At 73.8% G+C, this 13,824-nt stretch carries 14 protein-coding genes; 4 read left to right on the top strand and 10 right to left on the bottom strand.

What is annotated here, in order from left to right; all coding sequences use genetic code 11:
• The first annotated feature begins 42 nt into the window (after positions 1 to 42).
• Both OHT61_RS08000 and OHT61_RS08005 read left to right on the top strand, forming a co-directional pair.
• Positions 43 to 1,254 carry a pyridoxal phosphate-dependent aminotransferase gene (locus OHT61_RS08000; RefSeq protein ID WP_329036322.1) on the top strand — a complete coding sequence of 404 codons (1,212 nt, stop codon included), beginning with the start codon at positions 43 to 45 and terminating at the stop codon, positions 1,252 to 1,254.
• Positions 1,251 to 1,880: a peptidase gene (locus OHT61_RS08005; protein WP_329036323.1), complete on the top strand. Its 630-nt coding sequence runs from the start codon at positions 1,251 to 1,253 to the stop codon at positions 1,878 to 1,880. The genes OHT61_RS08000 and OHT61_RS08005 overlap by 4 nt, the downstream gene beginning before the upstream one ends.
• A 58-nt stretch (positions 1,881 to 1,938) precedes the next feature.
• On the opposite strand, the gene OHT61_RS08010 is transcribed toward OHT61_RS08005, so the two are convergent.
• From OHT61_RS08010 to OHT61_RS08020, 3 genes are all read right to left on the bottom strand, one after another.
• The gene (locus OHT61_RS08010) at positions 1,939 to 3,216 is read right to left on the bottom strand and encodes an SWIM zinc finger family protein (RefSeq protein ID WP_329036325.1); all 1,278 of its coding nucleotides are present in this window, start codon (positions 3,214 to 3,216) and stop codon (positions 1,939 to 1,941) included.
• On the bottom strand, positions 3,213 to 6,107 hold the full coding sequence (locus tag OHT61_RS08015) for an SNF2-related protein (protein ID WP_443049375.1): 2,895 nt from the start codon (positions 6,105 to 6,107) through the stop codon (positions 3,213 to 3,215). Before OHT61_RS08015 ends, OHT61_RS08010 begins: the two co-directional genes overlap by 4 nt.
• A gap of 111 nt (positions 6,108 to 6,218) precedes the next feature.
• Positions 6,219 to 7,187 carry a slipin family protein gene (locus OHT61_RS08020; RefSeq protein WP_329036327.1) on the bottom strand — a complete coding sequence of 323 codons (969 nt, stop codon included), beginning with the start codon at positions 7,185 to 7,187 and terminating at the stop codon, positions 6,219 to 6,221.
• Positions 7,188 to 7,433: 246 nt separating this feature from the next.
• Here OHT61_RS08020 and OHT61_RS08025 point away from each other — a divergent pair, with 246 nt between their 5' ends.
• Entirely contained in the window at positions 7,434 to 7,787 is a 354-nt protein-coding gene (locus OHT61_RS08025; protein WP_329036328.1) for a hypothetical protein, read from the top strand.
• Here the strand turns inward: OHT61_RS08025 and OHT61_RS08030 are convergent.
• From OHT61_RS08030 to OHT61_RS08040, 3 genes are all read right to left on the bottom strand, one after another.
• Entirely contained in the window at positions 7,769 to 8,230 is a 462-nt protein-coding gene (locus OHT61_RS08030) for a DoxX family protein (protein ID WP_329036329.1), read from the bottom strand. The genes OHT61_RS08025 and OHT61_RS08030 overlap by 19 nt on opposite strands.
• A gap of 215 nt (positions 8,231 to 8,445) precedes the next feature.
• Positions 8,446 to 9,150 carry a class I SAM-dependent methyltransferase gene (locus OHT61_RS08035; RefSeq protein WP_329036331.1) on the bottom strand — a complete coding sequence of 235 codons (705 nt, stop codon included), beginning with the start codon at positions 9,148 to 9,150 and terminating at the stop codon, positions 8,446 to 8,448.
• 38 nt (positions 9,151 to 9,188) lie between these two features.
• The gene (locus OHT61_RS08040) at positions 9,189 to 10,340 is read right to left on the bottom strand and encodes an ADP-ribosylglycohydrolase family protein (protein ID WP_329036333.1); all 1,152 of its coding nucleotides are present in this window, start codon (positions 10,338 to 10,340) and stop codon (positions 9,189 to 9,191) included.
• A gap of 128 nt (positions 10,341 to 10,468) precedes the next feature.
• On the opposite strand from OHT61_RS08040, the gene OHT61_RS08045 reads away from it, so the two are divergent.
• On the top strand, positions 10,469 to 10,750 hold the full coding sequence (locus OHT61_RS08045; protein WP_329043144.1) for a DUF6343 family protein: 282 nt from the start codon (positions 10,469 to 10,471) through the stop codon (positions 10,748 to 10,750).
• 130 nt (positions 10,751 to 10,880) lie between these two features.
• On the opposite strand, the gene OHT61_RS08050 is transcribed toward OHT61_RS08045, so the two are convergent.
• The 4 genes from OHT61_RS08050 to OHT61_RS08065 all read right to left on the bottom strand — a co-directional run bounded on the left by OHT61_RS08050 (position 10,881) and on the right by OHT61_RS08065 (position 13,652).
• Positions 10,881 to 11,249: a tetratricopeptide repeat protein gene (locus tag OHT61_RS08050; RefSeq protein ID WP_329036334.1), complete on the bottom strand. Its 369-nt coding sequence runs from the start codon at positions 11,247 to 11,249 to the stop codon at positions 10,881 to 10,883.
• Positions 11,250 to 11,321: 72 nt separating this feature from the next.
• Positions 11,322 to 11,924: a dephospho-CoA kinase gene (gene coaE / locus OHT61_RS08055; RefSeq protein ID WP_329036335.1), complete on the bottom strand. Its 603-nt coding sequence runs from the start codon at positions 11,922 to 11,924 to the stop codon at positions 11,322 to 11,324.
• A 156-nt stretch (positions 11,925 to 12,080) separates the two neighbouring features.
• Entirely contained in the window at positions 12,081 to 13,019 is a 939-nt protein-coding gene (locus OHT61_RS08060) for a PAC2 family protein (protein ID WP_329036336.1), read from the bottom strand.
• A gap of 279 nt (positions 13,020 to 13,298) precedes the next feature.
• The gene (locus tag OHT61_RS08065) at positions 13,299 to 13,652 is read right to left on the bottom strand and encodes a VOC family protein (protein ID WP_329036337.1); all 354 of its coding nucleotides are present in this window, start codon (positions 13,650 to 13,652) and stop codon (positions 13,299 to 13,301) included.
• Positions 13,653 to 13,824 lie beyond the last annotated feature (172 nt).

A 13,824-nucleotide genomic window follows, 5' to 3' on the forward strand; every position in this document is an offset into this window, starting at 1 on the left:
GGTAAAACCAAGTATCGCAATCCAGGGTTGGGGAGGCACCGCATGGAGTTCCGGCAGTCCAGCAAGCTCGACGAGGTCTGTTACGAGATCCGGGGTCCGGTCATCGAGCAGGCGAACGCCCTCGAGGAAGCGGGCCACAGCGTCCTGCGGCTCAACACGGGCAATCCGGCGCTCTTCGGGTTCGAGGCGCCGGAGGAAATCGTCCAGGACATGATCCGGATGCTCCCCCAGGCGCACGGCTACACCGATTCGCGCGGCATCCTGTCCGCGCGCCGCGCCGTGGCCCAGCGTTACCAGGCGATGGGACTCGCCGAGGTCGACGTGGACGACGTCTTCCTCGGCAACGGGGTGTCCGAGCTGATCTCCATGGCGGTGCAGGCGCTGCTGGAGGACGGCGACGAGATCCTGATCCCCAGCCCCGACTACCCGCTCTGGACCGCGGTCACCACACTGGCGGGCGGCCGGGCCGTCCACTACACCTGCGACGAGGGGGCGGACTGGAACCCCGACCTCGCCGACATGGCGTCCAAGATCACCGACCGCACCCGGGCCCTGGTGATCATCAACCCGAACAACCCCACGGGTGCCGTCTACTCCCGCGAGGTCCTCGACGGGATGCTCGACCTCGCCCGCAGGCACGGCCTGATGGTCTTCGCCGACGAGATCTACGACCAGATCCTCTACGACGACGCCGAGCACCACAGCGTGGCGGTCCTGGCACCGGACCTGTTCTGCCTCACCTTCAGCGGGCTGTCCAAGACCTACCGCGTCGCCGGGTTCCGCTCGGGCTGGATGGTCGTGTCCGGGCCTCAGCAGCACGCCCGCAGCTACCTGGAGGGGCTCACCACACTCGCCTCCATGCGCCTGTGCCCCAACGCCCCCGCGCAGTACGCGATCCAGGCAGCGCTCGGCGGCCGGCAGACCATCCGCGAACTCGTCGCCCCGGGCGGCAGGCTCCACGAACAGCGCAACCGGGCGTGGGAGCGTCTGAACGAGATCCCCGGGGTGTCGTGCGTGAAGCCGAAGGGCGCGCTGTACGCGTTCCCGCGTATCGACCCGAAGGTGCACCCGATCGTCGACGACGAGCGCTTCGTCCTCGATCTGCTGCTGCGTGAGAAGATCCAGGTGGTGCAGGGCACCGGTTTCAACTGGCCCCGCCCGGACCACTTCCGCATCCTCACCCTGCCGCACGCCGACGACCTGGACGCGGCGATCAGCCGCATCGGCCGCTTCCTGAACGGATACCGCCAGTGACGACCTGCCGGACCTGTGGCGTACCCGTCCTCACGCAGTTCGCCTCGCCGGATCTGGTGGGCGCGATCGTCGAGGGCGGCCTCGACCCCGCGGAGGACCCCCGCTGGGTGGAGTCGGGCGCCTCGTCGCCCGCCGAGTACGCGCGCTGGTCCGGCCATCTGTGCGGCATGACGTGTCTGCGCATGGCCCTGGGCCCGGCCTCGCCGGACCTGTTCACCCTGCGGGACGGAGCGGTGAAGTACGACGCCTACACCGAGGACGGCGACGGCGTGATCAAGGGCCTGGTCTACGCCCCCTTCGCCCGGTACGCGTCCGAGGTGCACGGCCTCGACGCGGTCGTCCACCGCGACCTGTCCCCCGCCGGGCTGCTCGGACTGCTGGACGAGGGCCGGAGCGTCATGGCCTCGGTGCACTACGGCATCAGGCATCCGCGGACGCCGGCCCCCGGGCGCGGCGGCCACCTCGTGCTGGTCACCGCCCGAGCGGCGGACGGCGACGGCGTGCACTTCCACAACCCGTCGGGCACGACGGCGGGGACGCGTGACGCGACCCTGCCGCTGCCGGTCTTCGAACGGTTCTTCGCGGGCCGCGGAGTGTCCCTGCCCGGGGACGGAGTGGGCATCTGACGCCAGGGGCCCTCCCCTGGGACCGCCGCCGCCGGGGACGCCGCCGCCGGACCGCCGTTCAGGGGCGCAGCGCGGTGAGGGCGGCGACCGGGTCGGGGTCCGGGGTTCCGCGGGGCCACCAGTCGTCCTCTCCGGGGTCGGACTCGTAGCCGTACCAGCGGCTGTCGTGTCCGAAGCGCAGCTGGAGGGTGCCCGCCGCGTTGGTCAGGTGGTTGCGCCGGGGCTGGAAGCGCGGGAAGTCGGCTGCCGCGAGGGCAGGTCTGGCCCGGTCGAACGGGCCGGCCGGCGGGTCCCAGGGGGTTTCCAGCACGGCGAGCCCCTCGGCTCCGCCCTGCCGCCAGGCGGCGACCGCGCGGGCCAGGTCGGTGGTGCTGCGGCCGGTGGCGAAGGCCAGCTCGCGGTAGAGCGCCCTGGTCGTGGCGGTGAGTCCGGCGGTGGGCCTGGACGCGGCGATCCGCACGGCGTCCTGCCACATGCCGAAGCCGGCCAGCGGATCCTGTCCGGTGGTCAGGAGTGCGTGGGCTCGGGCGGCGGCGTCCGAGGCCAGGTGCTCGAGGCCGAGCGGGTCGCGGGCGCCGGGCAGCTCCGGGAAGGCCGGCGGCTCCCCGGGGTACGGCGGGACGGGCAGCGGCGCGGGAAGCGGCGGCAGGAAGCGCTCGGCCAGGGCCTCACCGGCGGGGACCGAGGGCATCGCGGCGGCTTCGGGACGCTCGCGGGCCGAGTGCTCGGCGTTGCGGCGGCCGAGCTCCTCGAGGAGTTCGCGCTCGCCCCGGCCGCGCATCAGCAGCAGGACGAACGGATCGCTGTCGAGCAGCCGCGCCGTCTGATAGCAGAGCGCCGCCACGTGTTTGCAGGGCCGTCCCCGGTCCGGACACGAGCAGTCCGGGTCCAGGTCACCGGCGGTGGGCAGCAGCCTGATGCCGATCCCTTCGGCCGTGTCCACCAGGGAGTGCGGCATCTCCTTGTCGAGCAGAGCGGACAGGTGCCCGGGCCTGGCCGCGACGGCGTCGAGGAACGTGTCCCAGTCGGCCGCCGAGAACGTACGCAGGTGGAGTTCGGCACGGTAGGGGCGGGGGCGGCTGCCGTGGACGTAGGCGATGACCCTGCCCGGGGTGACGGTGACCGCCGCGACGTGACCGCCGTCGGCGTACGTACGGCCGCGGGCGAGCCGGGCCCCGTCCATCGACAGGGACTCCAGGGCGTCGACCCAGGCGCGGCCCCACCAGCTGTCCGCGAAGGGCCCGTCGGCGGTCGTGGCGCGGGCGGGCACCGCCTCGAAGGTGCGCCGCAGATCGTCGGGGCCCGGCCGCGCCGCCGGTCCGGCGCCGGGGCTCACGTCGTCCGCCTCAGCGACACGAGGTCGGCGAGGTCGCGGTCGCTGAGCTCGGTCAGGGCCGCCTCACCCGAGCCGAGCACCGCGTCGGCCAGGGCCCGCTTGGACTCCAGGAGCTCGGCGATCCGGTCCTCGACCGTGCCCTCGGCGATGAGCCGGTGCACCTGCACGGGCTGCGTCTGTCCGATGCGGTAGGCGCGGTCGGTGGCCTGCTCCTCGACCGCCGGGTTCCACCACCGGTCGTAGTGGATGACATGGGCGGCCCTGGTGAGGTTCAGTCCGGTGCCCGCGGCCTTGAGGGAGAGCAGGAAGACGGGGACCTCCGCGGACTGGAAGCGGTCCACCATCAGCTCTCTTTCGGGCACCGGTGTGCCGCCGTGCAGCAGCTGGGAGGGGATCGCGCGGGAGGCGAGGTGGGCGGAGAGGAGCCGCGCCATCGACACGTACTGGGTGAAGATCAGGACGGAGCCGCCCTCGGAGAGGATCGTGTCGAGCAGCTCGTCGAGCAGGGCGAGTTTGCCCGAGCGCCCGGCGAGCCGCGTGGGCTCCTCCTTCAGGTACTGCGCGGGGTGGTTGCAGATCTGCTTGAGCGAGCCCAGCAGCTTCATGATCAGCCCGCGCCTGGCGATGCCCTCCGACTGCTCGATGAACGCCATCGTCTCGCGGACCGCCGCCTCGTAGAGCGTGGCCTGCTCCCGGGTGAGGAAGACGGGGTGGTCGGTCTCGGTCTTCGGCGGCAGCTCGGGGGCGATACCGGGATCGGACTTCTTGCGGCGCAGCAGGAAGGGGCGGACCAGCCGGGAGAGCCGCTCGACCGCTTCCTCGTTGCCCAGGCCGGCGGCCGTGCCGGTGTTCTCCACGATCCGGGCGTGCCGCGAGCGGAAGGCCTTGAGCGGACCGAGCAGACCGGGGGTGGTCCAGTCGAGCAGGGCCCAGAGTTCGGAGAGGTTGTTCTCGACGGGGGTGCCCGTCAGGGCGACGCGGGCGGGGGCGGGGATGGTGCGCAGCGCCCTGGCCGTCGACGAGTGCGGGTTCTTCACGTGCTGCGCCTCATCGGCGACGACCAGCCCCCACGTGTGGCCGGCCAGCTGCTCGGCGCTCGACCGCATCGTGCCGTAGGTCGTCAGCACGAAGCCGCCGTCGGAGCCGCCGAAGGTGCGGTCGGCGCCGTGGAAGCGGCGGACGGGCACACCGGGCGCGAAGCGGTTGATCTCGCGGTGCCAGTTCCCGAGGAGGGAGGCCGGGCAGACCACCAGGGTGGGGGCGGTGTGCGCCCGGTGCAGGTGCAGCGCGATGACCGTGATCGTCTTGCCGAGGCCCATGTCGTCGGCGAGGCAGCCGCCGAGCCCGAGGGACGTCATCCGGTCCAGCCAGGCGAGGCCGCGCAGCTGGTAGTCGCGGAGGGTGGCGTCGAGGCCGGGAGGGGCCGGGAGGGTGGCGTCCTCGTCGAGGATGCGTTCGCGCAGCGCGGCGAGCGCCCCGGCCGGTACCGCTTCGACCTGCTCGCCGTCGACCTCGGCGCTGCCGGTCAGGGCGACGGCGAGGGCGTCGACGGGATCGAGGAGCCCGAGCTCCCGCTTGCGTGCCTTGCGGACGAGCGCGGGGTCCACGACGACCCACTGGTCCCGCAGCCGCACCACGGGCCGGTGCGCCTCGGCCAGGGTGTCCATCTCCGCCTCGGTGAGCGGGTCGTCCCCCAGGGAGAGCTGCCAGTCGAAGGCGAAGAGCTGCTCGGCGTCGAAGAAGGAGGTGCCGTCGGTGGCGGAGCCCGGCGCGGGCCGGACCACGGCGGCCGCGGTGAGCGAGCGGGCGAGCTCCCGGGGCCAGTGGAGCGCGATTCCCGCATCGGCGAGGCGCGCTCCGGCGGGGCCGATCAGTTCGTGGAGCTCGTCCTCGGTGACGGCGAGCACGTCGGGCACGGGCTGGTCGAGCAGCCGCTCCAGGGGTGGCCAGACGCGCGCGGCGCGGCGCAGCGCGAGCACGGCGTCGATCCTCGCCCTCGGTCCGAACGGCTCGCCCGCCGCGCCGCTCCACAGCGCGGCGGCGTCCGTGACGTACGTCGGATCGGCCAGGCTGTGGACCTGGGTGATGGCCGCGGCGGCGTGCCGTGCGGCGTGCGCGCCCTCCCGCGCCGTGTCGGGGGCGTCGTCGGCCGTGTCGAAGAGGTCGTACGACGACAGGTCCAGCCGGAGCGAGATCCGCACCCCCGCGTCGAGTCCGGAGGCCACCTCGACGGCCCATGCGCGGGCGTCCGGCAGGTGCTGCGCCGCGCGGGCGGCGAACGGGGCGCCCATGGCGTGGGCGGCGGCCGGTGTGCGGGGCAGGGTGTCGGCGACGGCGTCCAGGAACGCGCCGAGCAGTGCGCGGGGTTCGGGGACGCGCAGGGGTGCGCCCGGCACCGGGACGGCGTGGCCTTCGGGCGGCATCGAGGCGGCGACGGCCCTCAGGTGCGCGATGTCCTCGGCATCGCGCGGCCCGGCCCGCCACGCGTCGTGATCCTCGGCGGTCAGCCCCGGCAGGAGTCTGCCGCGCGCCACGAGGGTGAGCGCGTGCAGCGCCGCGGCCCCCCAGGCGCGGGTCGCGGGGTGGGCCGCGGCCCGGTGCCGGGCACGGGCGAGCAGCGGGACCGCTTCCGCGACGGGGAGTTCCACGGCCGCCACCGTGCGGGTGCGTGCGCCGCCCGCGCCGTCGGGGACGGCGACCGTGAGTTCGGTGACCGTGTACGGGGTCCCGCCCGGGCCCGGCTCACCGAAGAGGCTCATCGGACCGGCCGACCCCTCGGGGTCCCAGAACAGGATCCGGCCGTCCCTGGGGAGGGTGTCCGGGACGAACACGGCGGCGCACCGCAGCAGCCGGTCGGTGGTCTCGTCGTACGCCTGCCGCGCCACGTGCACCACCCCTCTCCTGCCTCGGTCCGGCCGCGATTGCCCTGTTCGGACGAGTCTAGGCGGGGGGTGTGACAGCGTTCCGCCCCGGCCGTGGCACCGCGGACGGGGCGGGCGGATTCAGTGGCGGACGAAGGGCAGCGCACCGGACTCCCGCTCGGCCGCGGGCTCCGGCTGTTCCGGAGGGCCGGGATCCGGAGGGCCGTCCGCTTCCGGCGGGGTCCCGCCGGAAGCCGGGGCGGCGGCGGAGGGGTCCGGCGCGGCCGGGCCGGGCGCGGGCCCGGCGGGCGCGGCGTCCGCGGCCCCGTCCCCGGATGCCTGGGGCCGGTCCTGCTGGGCGCGCTCCAGGAAGCGGAGCAGTTCCACGGGGAAGGGCAGCACCAGCGTGGAGTTCTTCTCCGCGGCGACCGCGACCACGGTCTGCAGCAGACGGAGCTGAAGAGCCGCGGGCTGGGTCGACATCTGCTGGGCCGCCTGGGCGAGCTTCTTCGACGCCTGCAGCTCCGCGTCGGCGTTGATGACCCGCGCGCGCCGTTCACGGTCGGCCTCGGCCTGCCGGGCCATGGAACGCTTCATCGTCTCCGGCAGGGAGACGTCCTTGATCTCGACCCGGTCGATCTGTACGCCCCAGCCCACGGCCGGGCTGTCGATCATGAGTTCCAGTCCCTGGTTCAGCTTCTCGCGGTCGGACAGCAGGTCGTCCAGGTCGCTCTTGCCGATGATCGACCGCAGGGACGTCTGCGCCATCTGGGAGACCGCGAACCGGTAGTCCTCCACCTGGACGACCGCGCTCGCCGCGTCGACCACCTTGAAGTAGATGACGGCGTCCACCCGCACGGTGACGTTGTCCCGCGTGATGCCGTCCTGCGCGGGCACGGGCATCGTCACGATCTGCATGTTGACCTTGCGCATCCGGTCCACGCCCGGAACGATCATGGTCAGCCCCGGGGGGCGCACCGCGTCGTGGAGCCGCCCGAGGCGGAGCACCACACCCCGTTCGTACTGCTTGACGACCCGGGCCGCGGACATCGCGTACACCGCGCACACCGCGAGGACCGCCACCACCGCGATCACGAGTACCTGGACCATCACGGCCCCCTGCGTCCGGGAGCGCGTCGCGGCACCTCCGCCGGGGAAGCGCTGCCGCGCTCTGCCATCTCGGCTCTATTACCACGATATGCCCGATACGCACATCCTCGAACCTCTGTCCGGGTGCCTCCGGCCCCGGCCGGACGCGCACCGGATGCCGACGCCGGGCGGACCGGGCAGGGTGGCCAGCGCCAGCACGTCTCCGTGACGTACCGATGAGCCGGACGAGCAGATGAGGACCCGCCCATGTCCCTCAGCGCGACCCCCACCGTTCTCCGCCGACGTACCCGCATCGCGGTCGGCGCGGCTGTCCTCACCCTCGCCGTCACGGGCTGCTCCGGTCTCGGGCGTACCGCGGTCGGACCGGTCACCTACGTCACGGAGGGGGACGAGGTCGTCAGCGTGCACAGCCCGTCGGTGAAGGGCTGCCACAAGCTCGCCCCCGGCGGTGCCAGCAAGGTCGACAACCGGACGCTGATCGACATGGTCCTGTACCCCACGCGCGACTGCTCGGGCCGGGGGACCGCCTACGTGGCGACGACCTTCACCGACACCAACACCCCGCGCGCCCTGTGGCGCAGCTACCGCTTCATCCACTGACCGGCACCGGCCTCCCGCCCGCGCAGGAGAGCGAACAGGTCCGCGGTGCGCTCCCGCCGGTCACGGGCGATGAACACGGCCAGGACGACGAGCAGGGCCGGCATGACCGCGTTCGGCGGATCGAGCAGGGTCAGCTGCACGACGGCCGCCCCGGCCAGCAGTCCGGCGAGGGCGATCGCGGCCACGCCGGCCAGCAGCGGGACCAGCAGGGCCACCGCCCCGGCGAGTTCCAGGGCGCCGATCGTGTACATCGCCCCGCTGCCCCAGCCCATCCTGTCGAAGGACGCGACGGCGGACTCGTGGGCGACGAGCTTGGCCACCGCGCTGAAGCCGAGGAACAGCGCGAGGGCGTAGCGCGCCCCGGTCAGGGCGGCGGCGGCCACCCGGCGGCGCGGCGCGGTGGCACGGGTGTCTCCCGGGGTGGGAGCGGCGGTTGCGGACATGGCGGTCTCCTCGGAGGGTCGCGTGGACGGAGTGCGCCGACGAGGGGCGCGGCTCCCACCGCGGGGCCTCACCGGCGCTTACGGGGAGGTAGACCGCTCCGGCCCCCGGAACTCATCGCCCCACGCGCCCCCGGTCCGGCGCTCCCGGCGCGCAGCCGGCCGTCCCTGGTCGCCGGCCGCCGTGCGGCGCGCCCCGGTGTCCGTTCCGGGGCCCCTCAGCGCTCGTCCGGTCTGGCGAGCACCCAGACACCGTCCGGGGTGAGACAGCGGTCGACCACCAGGCCGGCCTCCCCCAGACACTCCTCGAACCGCTCCTCGGACAGCTGCCGCGACCGGAAGGTCTGGGTCCAGTGCGCGTCCTCGAAGACGTACTCCGCGCGTACCTCGTCCACGCTGTCGCCCACGGGTTCCGCGGAGAGGATCCGGATGACACACCCCGCCGCGGCGTCCTCACGCTCCCGGGGCAGGCCGGTGCGGTAGTCCGCGCCCTCCCGCTGCACGAGCACGGACCCGCCGTCCTTCACGTACCTACGGCAGGTCCGCAACAGCCCTTCCCGGACGCGGTGTTCGCTGCTGTGCACCAGGAAGGATCCGAGCACGACCGCGTCGAAGCGCTCCTGACCGAGGTCCAGCGACTCGATGGCGCTCAGCACCGTGCGGGCGCCCCGGACCCGTTCCAGCATCTGCGGCGACTCGTCGACCGCGGTCACCTCGTACCCGAGCGCGACCAGAGGATGCGTCACCCGGCCCGCCCCGCAGCCGAGTTCGAGGACGCTCGCGCCGGGCGGCACGACCGATCCGATGACCTCCGGCTCCGCGCCGGCGGACAGGCGGGCGTACAGCTCGACCGCGCAGCCGTCCGGGGTGATCGCGCCGGGCCCCGTCCCCGTGTGTCCCTGACGTGTCAGTCGTCCACTCATGCATGGGGAACGACCCGGCGGTACACGGCGTTCCCCCCTCAGCACTCCGGGTAGCGGCCCTCCGGCCACGCCACCGGGGAATCGAACTCCATGCACAGGTCGTCGGCGAGCTCCGCGATGACGGACCTGCCCTCGGTCGCCGCGAGCCACGACGCCGGCAGCCGCGCCTCCCCGTGGAGCGCGCCCAGCAGGTTGCCGCAGACGGCGCCCGTGGAGTCGCTGTCGCCCGAGTGGTTGACCGAGAGCAGCAGTGCCTCGGCCACCTCGTCGGCCCCGGGGAGCACCAGCACGCAGTACACGGCGATGGCCAGGGCCTCCTCGGCCACCCAGCCCGCGCCCAGGGTCTCGACCCGCTCGGCCGTCGGCCGGCCGCGCGCCGCCAGGACGACCGCGGCCCGCAGCGCGGCGGTCGTCTCCTCGTGGCCCGGATGGCGGCCCAGCAGCTCCAGTGCGCGCAGCACCGCGCCCTGCGGTGAGTCGCCCTCCAGCAGACAGGTGACGACGGCCGCGAGCGCACCCGCCGAGTAGGCCCCGGTGGGGTGCCCGTGGGTGATCAGCGCACACCTCACGGCCAGGCCGAACCCGGTCGCGGCGTCCCCGCCCAGCAGGCCGAACGGCGCCGACCGCATCACGGTGCCGCAGCCCTTGGAGTGCGGATTGACCGGACCGGGGAGCACCGGCGGTGTCTCGGGACCGGGTGTGTGGCCGGACGCCAGACCGGTCAGGCACGCGTTGCCGGGGGCACGGCGCGCGTACAGCCAGGGCTGCTGCCTCAGCCACCCGGTCCGCACGCGGTTCGCCCCGCCGCGCGCCGGGGGTGACGGGTGGTTCTGGGTGTCCAGCCAGCGCGCGTAGGCGTCGCGGACGAACGGGGCCTCGTCGACCGCGGCACCCGTGGCGGCGGCCCGGACGTGGGCCCTGATCAGGCCCTCGACCGTGAAGAGGGACATCTGGGTGTCGTCCGTGACGCGCCCGGCGACGCCGTCCTCGTCGGGGACGAGGCCGCGTACACCCTGCTCGCCGTGCGCTCGGCGGATCCCGTCGAGCGAGAGGAATTCGACGGGGTTGCCCAGTGCGTCCCCCACCGCACCGCCCAGGAGCGCGCCCCGGACCCTGGACCGCCTGACGGCGCCGTCACCCCACGCCGCCGCGCCACCCGCCCCGCGTTCCCGCCCCGCCGTCGTCTTCACAGCCCGCTCCCCGTCGTCGTCGGCCCGTCGTCACGTTTCCCCGCGCCGCTCCGTGGGGTCATGCTGGAGGGGAGGCGATGGCGATGCGTACCGGAAGTGAACCGTCCACTGCGCGCAGCCCCCTGCGGATGCGGCTCTGGCTGAGTCTATGGGGCATGCTCTGGGCCGCGTTCGGCCTGGCGGCCTTCCTGGTCGTCGACCGGGCCGGCTGGGCGACCGCCTGCGGTGTGCTGCTGGTGGTCACGGTCACGGACTTCTGCCTCGTGGTCCGCCACATGCGGCAGGGCGCGCGCTTCCAGCCCGGCAGGGACGTCCCCGCGTACGTCCCCGACCCGGTCGGCCGGAGCCGTCACCGCCGAGGGGACCCGCCACGGCGGGTGGGAACCGGCGGCGGGGACGAGCGGTCGTGAAGGGTGGCCGCCGCGTCACGCGCCACGGCCGGCGGCGAGGGACGAAACCGCGTCCACTCGTGGCCCGCCGGGCACTTCCGTGATCAGGCCGGACGCCCGGTCACCGTGGTACGCCGCCGGGCGGGTGCGGTCAGGCCCTGTCGTCGAAGCGCGCGGCCTCGAGGTACTCCGGCTTCGGGTCGAGCGCGGCGGCCAGCCGGAAGTGGCGCTTGGCCTGCTCCGGGCGGCCCGCCCGCTGGAAGGTCCGGGCCAGGGCGAAGTGCGCGAAGGCGTTGTCGGGCTCGCGCTCCAGGACCAGCTCGAATTCGAGTTCGGCCGGACGCAGCTGCGCGGCGGCGAAGAAGGCCCGGGCGCGCAACAGCCTGGCCGCCGTGTTCTCCGGGTGGGCGGCGATCACGGAGTCGAGCAGCTTCACCGCGCCCCGGGGGTCCCGGGCGGCGAGCAACTGCTCCGCCGCACGGAAGTCGATGACATGTGTTTCCGGGTTGCTCTCGGGCACGGTCCTATCCTTCCCCTCGGGTTCCGCTTCTCAACATCCGGTCGTGGGCCGGTATTCCGCGCGGCCGCGGGCTCAGATGGCGGCGGCCTTCTCCGTCAGCTGCGCCCACAGCGCGCGCACCTGCGGTTCCAGGCCGTCGAGCGGACCGTCGTTGTCGACGACGAGGTCGGCGACGGCCAGCCGCTGCTCGCGGGTGGCCTGGGCGGTCATCCTGGCCCGGGCGTCGGACTCCGTCATGCTGCGCAGCGTGACGAGGCGGTGGAGCTGCGTCTCGGGGCTCGCGTCCACGACCACGACGAGGTCGTAGAGCGGGGCGAGTCCGTTCTCCGTGAGCAGCGGGACGTCGTGGACGACGACGGCGCCGTCCGCCGCGGCCCGCTCCAGCTCGGCGGACCGGGCCCCGACCAGCGGGTGCACGATGCCGTTGAGGGTGGCCAGGCGCTCGGGGTCGGAGAACACGATCGAGCCGAGCGCGGGACGGTCGAGCGAGCCGTCGGGCCTGAGGATGTCCGGCCCGAAGGCCTCGACGACGGCTGTGAGCCCCGGGGTGCCGGGTTCGACGACCTCGCGCGCGATCCGGTCGGCGTCGATCACCACCGCTCCCAGGTGTGCGAGCAGCCGTGACACTTCGCTCTTGCCGGCGCCGATCCCGCCGGTCAGGCCCACTTTCAGCATGCGCCGAGCATAGGGGCTGTCCTCCGGCGCCCGGGCGGGACACCCCCTGATCTCCGGGGCGGGGAGCAGGAGGGGGGACGCCGGTGGCGCCGTCCCGTCACCGGGAGCCGGGAGCGGCTCGGCGGGCGGAACCCGCCGTCGGCCGGCCGCCGGAGCTCAGGAGTCGCCCTCCCGTTCGGCGAGGAAGCGCTCGAACTCGAGGCCGATCTCGTCCGCCGACGGAAGGTCGACCGGCTCCGCGACCAGGTTGCCGCGGCTCTCGGAGCCCGCCACGGCGTCGTACTGGTGCTCCAGGCCCTCGACCAGCGAGACGAGTTCCTCGTCCCCCTGCCCGATCTGCCGCTCGATCTCGGTCTGCGTGCGGTGCGCCTCGGTGCGCAGCGTGTGCGCGATGCTCGGCAGCACCAGGCCGGTCGCGGCCGTGATCGCCTCCAGGACGGTCAGCGCGGCGTCGGGGTAGGCGGACCGGGCGACGTAGTGCGGGACGTGGGCCGCCACGCCGAGGACGTCGTGCCCGGCCTCCATCAGCCGGTACTCGACGAGTGCCTCGGCCGAGCCGGGGACCTGCGCCTCGTCGAACGGGCTGCGGTGCCCGGGCATCAGGTCGGTGCGGTTGCCGTGCGGGGTGACACCGACCGGACGGGTGTGCGGGACGCCCATCGGGATGCCGTGGAAGTTGACGGCGAGGCGCACTCCGAGCCGCTCGACGATCTGCTCCACCGCGGCGGCGAACCTCTCCCACTCCACGTCTGGCTCGGGCCCGGACAGCAGCAGGAAGGGGGCGCCGGTGGCGTCCTGCACGACCCGGACGTCCAGGGTGGGCGCCTCGAACGCGGTCCACCTGTCGCGCTTGAACGTGAGCAGCGGGCGGCGCGCCCGGTAGTCGACGAGCCGGTCGTGATCGAAGCGGGCCACGACCTGGTGCGGCAGTGTGTCGAGCAGGCCGTCGACGATCTGCTCGCCGGTCTCACCCGCGTCGATGTATCCGTCGAAGTGGTAGAGCATGACCAGACCGGCCGACTCCTGGGCGAGCGCCATGTCGACGACGGCCAGGCCCTTCGGCTCCCATTCGTACAAACTCTGCGGTTCAGGCACGGTTACCGCTCCTCCTCGTGTTCCCCGACAAGAACACCCCGCCTGGCCACGGCATTCCCGCCCGGGCCGCTTTCACACGCGGTGGTGCGAGGCCGGGGGCGTACGGCACCGCAGCGGCGGGCCGTACGGAGGAGGGGCCCGGGCCCACGGGGCGCGGGCGCGGCCGGACGGGGCACCGGCGAAGTCGCCCCGGCAGCAGACGTGTTGAGCGCAGCGGCGGCGGTCCGACGCCGGAACTGGGGGGTCCGCCGGTGGAGTTGTGCCACCGCGTCATGCCCCTCAGGGACGCCGGGGGCCGAGGACGCAGAACTCGTTGCCTTCGGGGTCCGCCAGCACGACCCACGGCTGCTCGCCCTGGCCGATGTCGACACGCTTTGCGCCGTGCGCCACCAGCCGCGCCACCTCGGCGGCCTGGTCGTCGGGCCGGAAGTCCAGGTGCAGCCTGCTCTTGGTCTTCCCGGCCTCGTCGAGCCGCACGAAGTCCAGCCCCGGCATCCGGTCGGGTTCCGGGCGGATCTCGAACTCGTCGTCGGAGGCGTGGACGACCACCCAGCCGAGCGCGTCGGCCCACCACTGCCCCAGGCCCGCCGGGTCGGCGGAGTGCACGATCACCTGTTCCCATTTCAAGGTCATCCGCGCACCCTAGCCCTGCCGTGGCCCCGGAGGACAGGCGTTTTCGGCCGCCCGGTCACGCACCCGCCCCCCCGGGGGGTGGGGCCGCACCCGGTCTTGCTCGTGTCGCGCCCCCTGCCCGCGGGGTTCCTGACGCGAATGCCTGCGGGGTTCCGGACACGAGTGAGGCCCG

The sequence above is a fragment of the Streptomyces sp. NBC_00178 genome (assembly GCF_036206005.1).
Taxonomy (GTDB): Bacteria; Actinomycetota; Actinomycetes; order Streptomycetales; family Streptomycetaceae; genus Streptomyces.

Coding starts and splice junctions, on each gene's coding strand:
- OHT61_RS08000 (WP_329036322.1), top strand. CDS start 43: ATGGAGTTCCGGCAGTCCAGCAAGCTCGACGAGGTCTGTTACGAGATC.
- OHT61_RS08020 (WP_329036327.1), bottom strand. CDS start 7,187: ATGGTCCAGGTACTCGTGATCGCGGTGGTGGCGGTCCTCGCGGTGTGC.
- OHT61_RS08025 (WP_329036328.1), top strand. CDS start 7,434: ATGTCCCTCAGCGCGACCCCCACCGTTCTCCGCCGACGTACCCGCATC.
- OHT61_RS08030 (WP_329036329.1), bottom strand. CDS start 8,230: ATGTCCGCAACCGCCGCTCCCACCCCGGGAGACACCCGTGCCACCGCG.
- OHT61_RS08035 (WP_329036331.1), bottom strand. CDS start 9,150: ATGAGTGGACGACTGACACGTCAGGGACACACGGGGACGGGGCCCGGC.
- OHT61_RS08045 (WP_329043144.1), top strand. CDS start 10,469: ATGCGGCTCTGGCTGAGTCTATGGGGCATGCTCTGGGCCGCGTTCGGC.
- coaE (WP_329036335.1), bottom strand. CDS start 11,924: ATGCTGAAAGTGGGCCTGACCGGCGGGATCGGCGCCGGCAAGAGCGAA.
- OHT61_RS08065 (WP_329036337.1), bottom strand. CDS start 13,652: ATGACCTTGAAATGGGAACAGGTGATCGTGCACTCCGCCGACCCGGCG.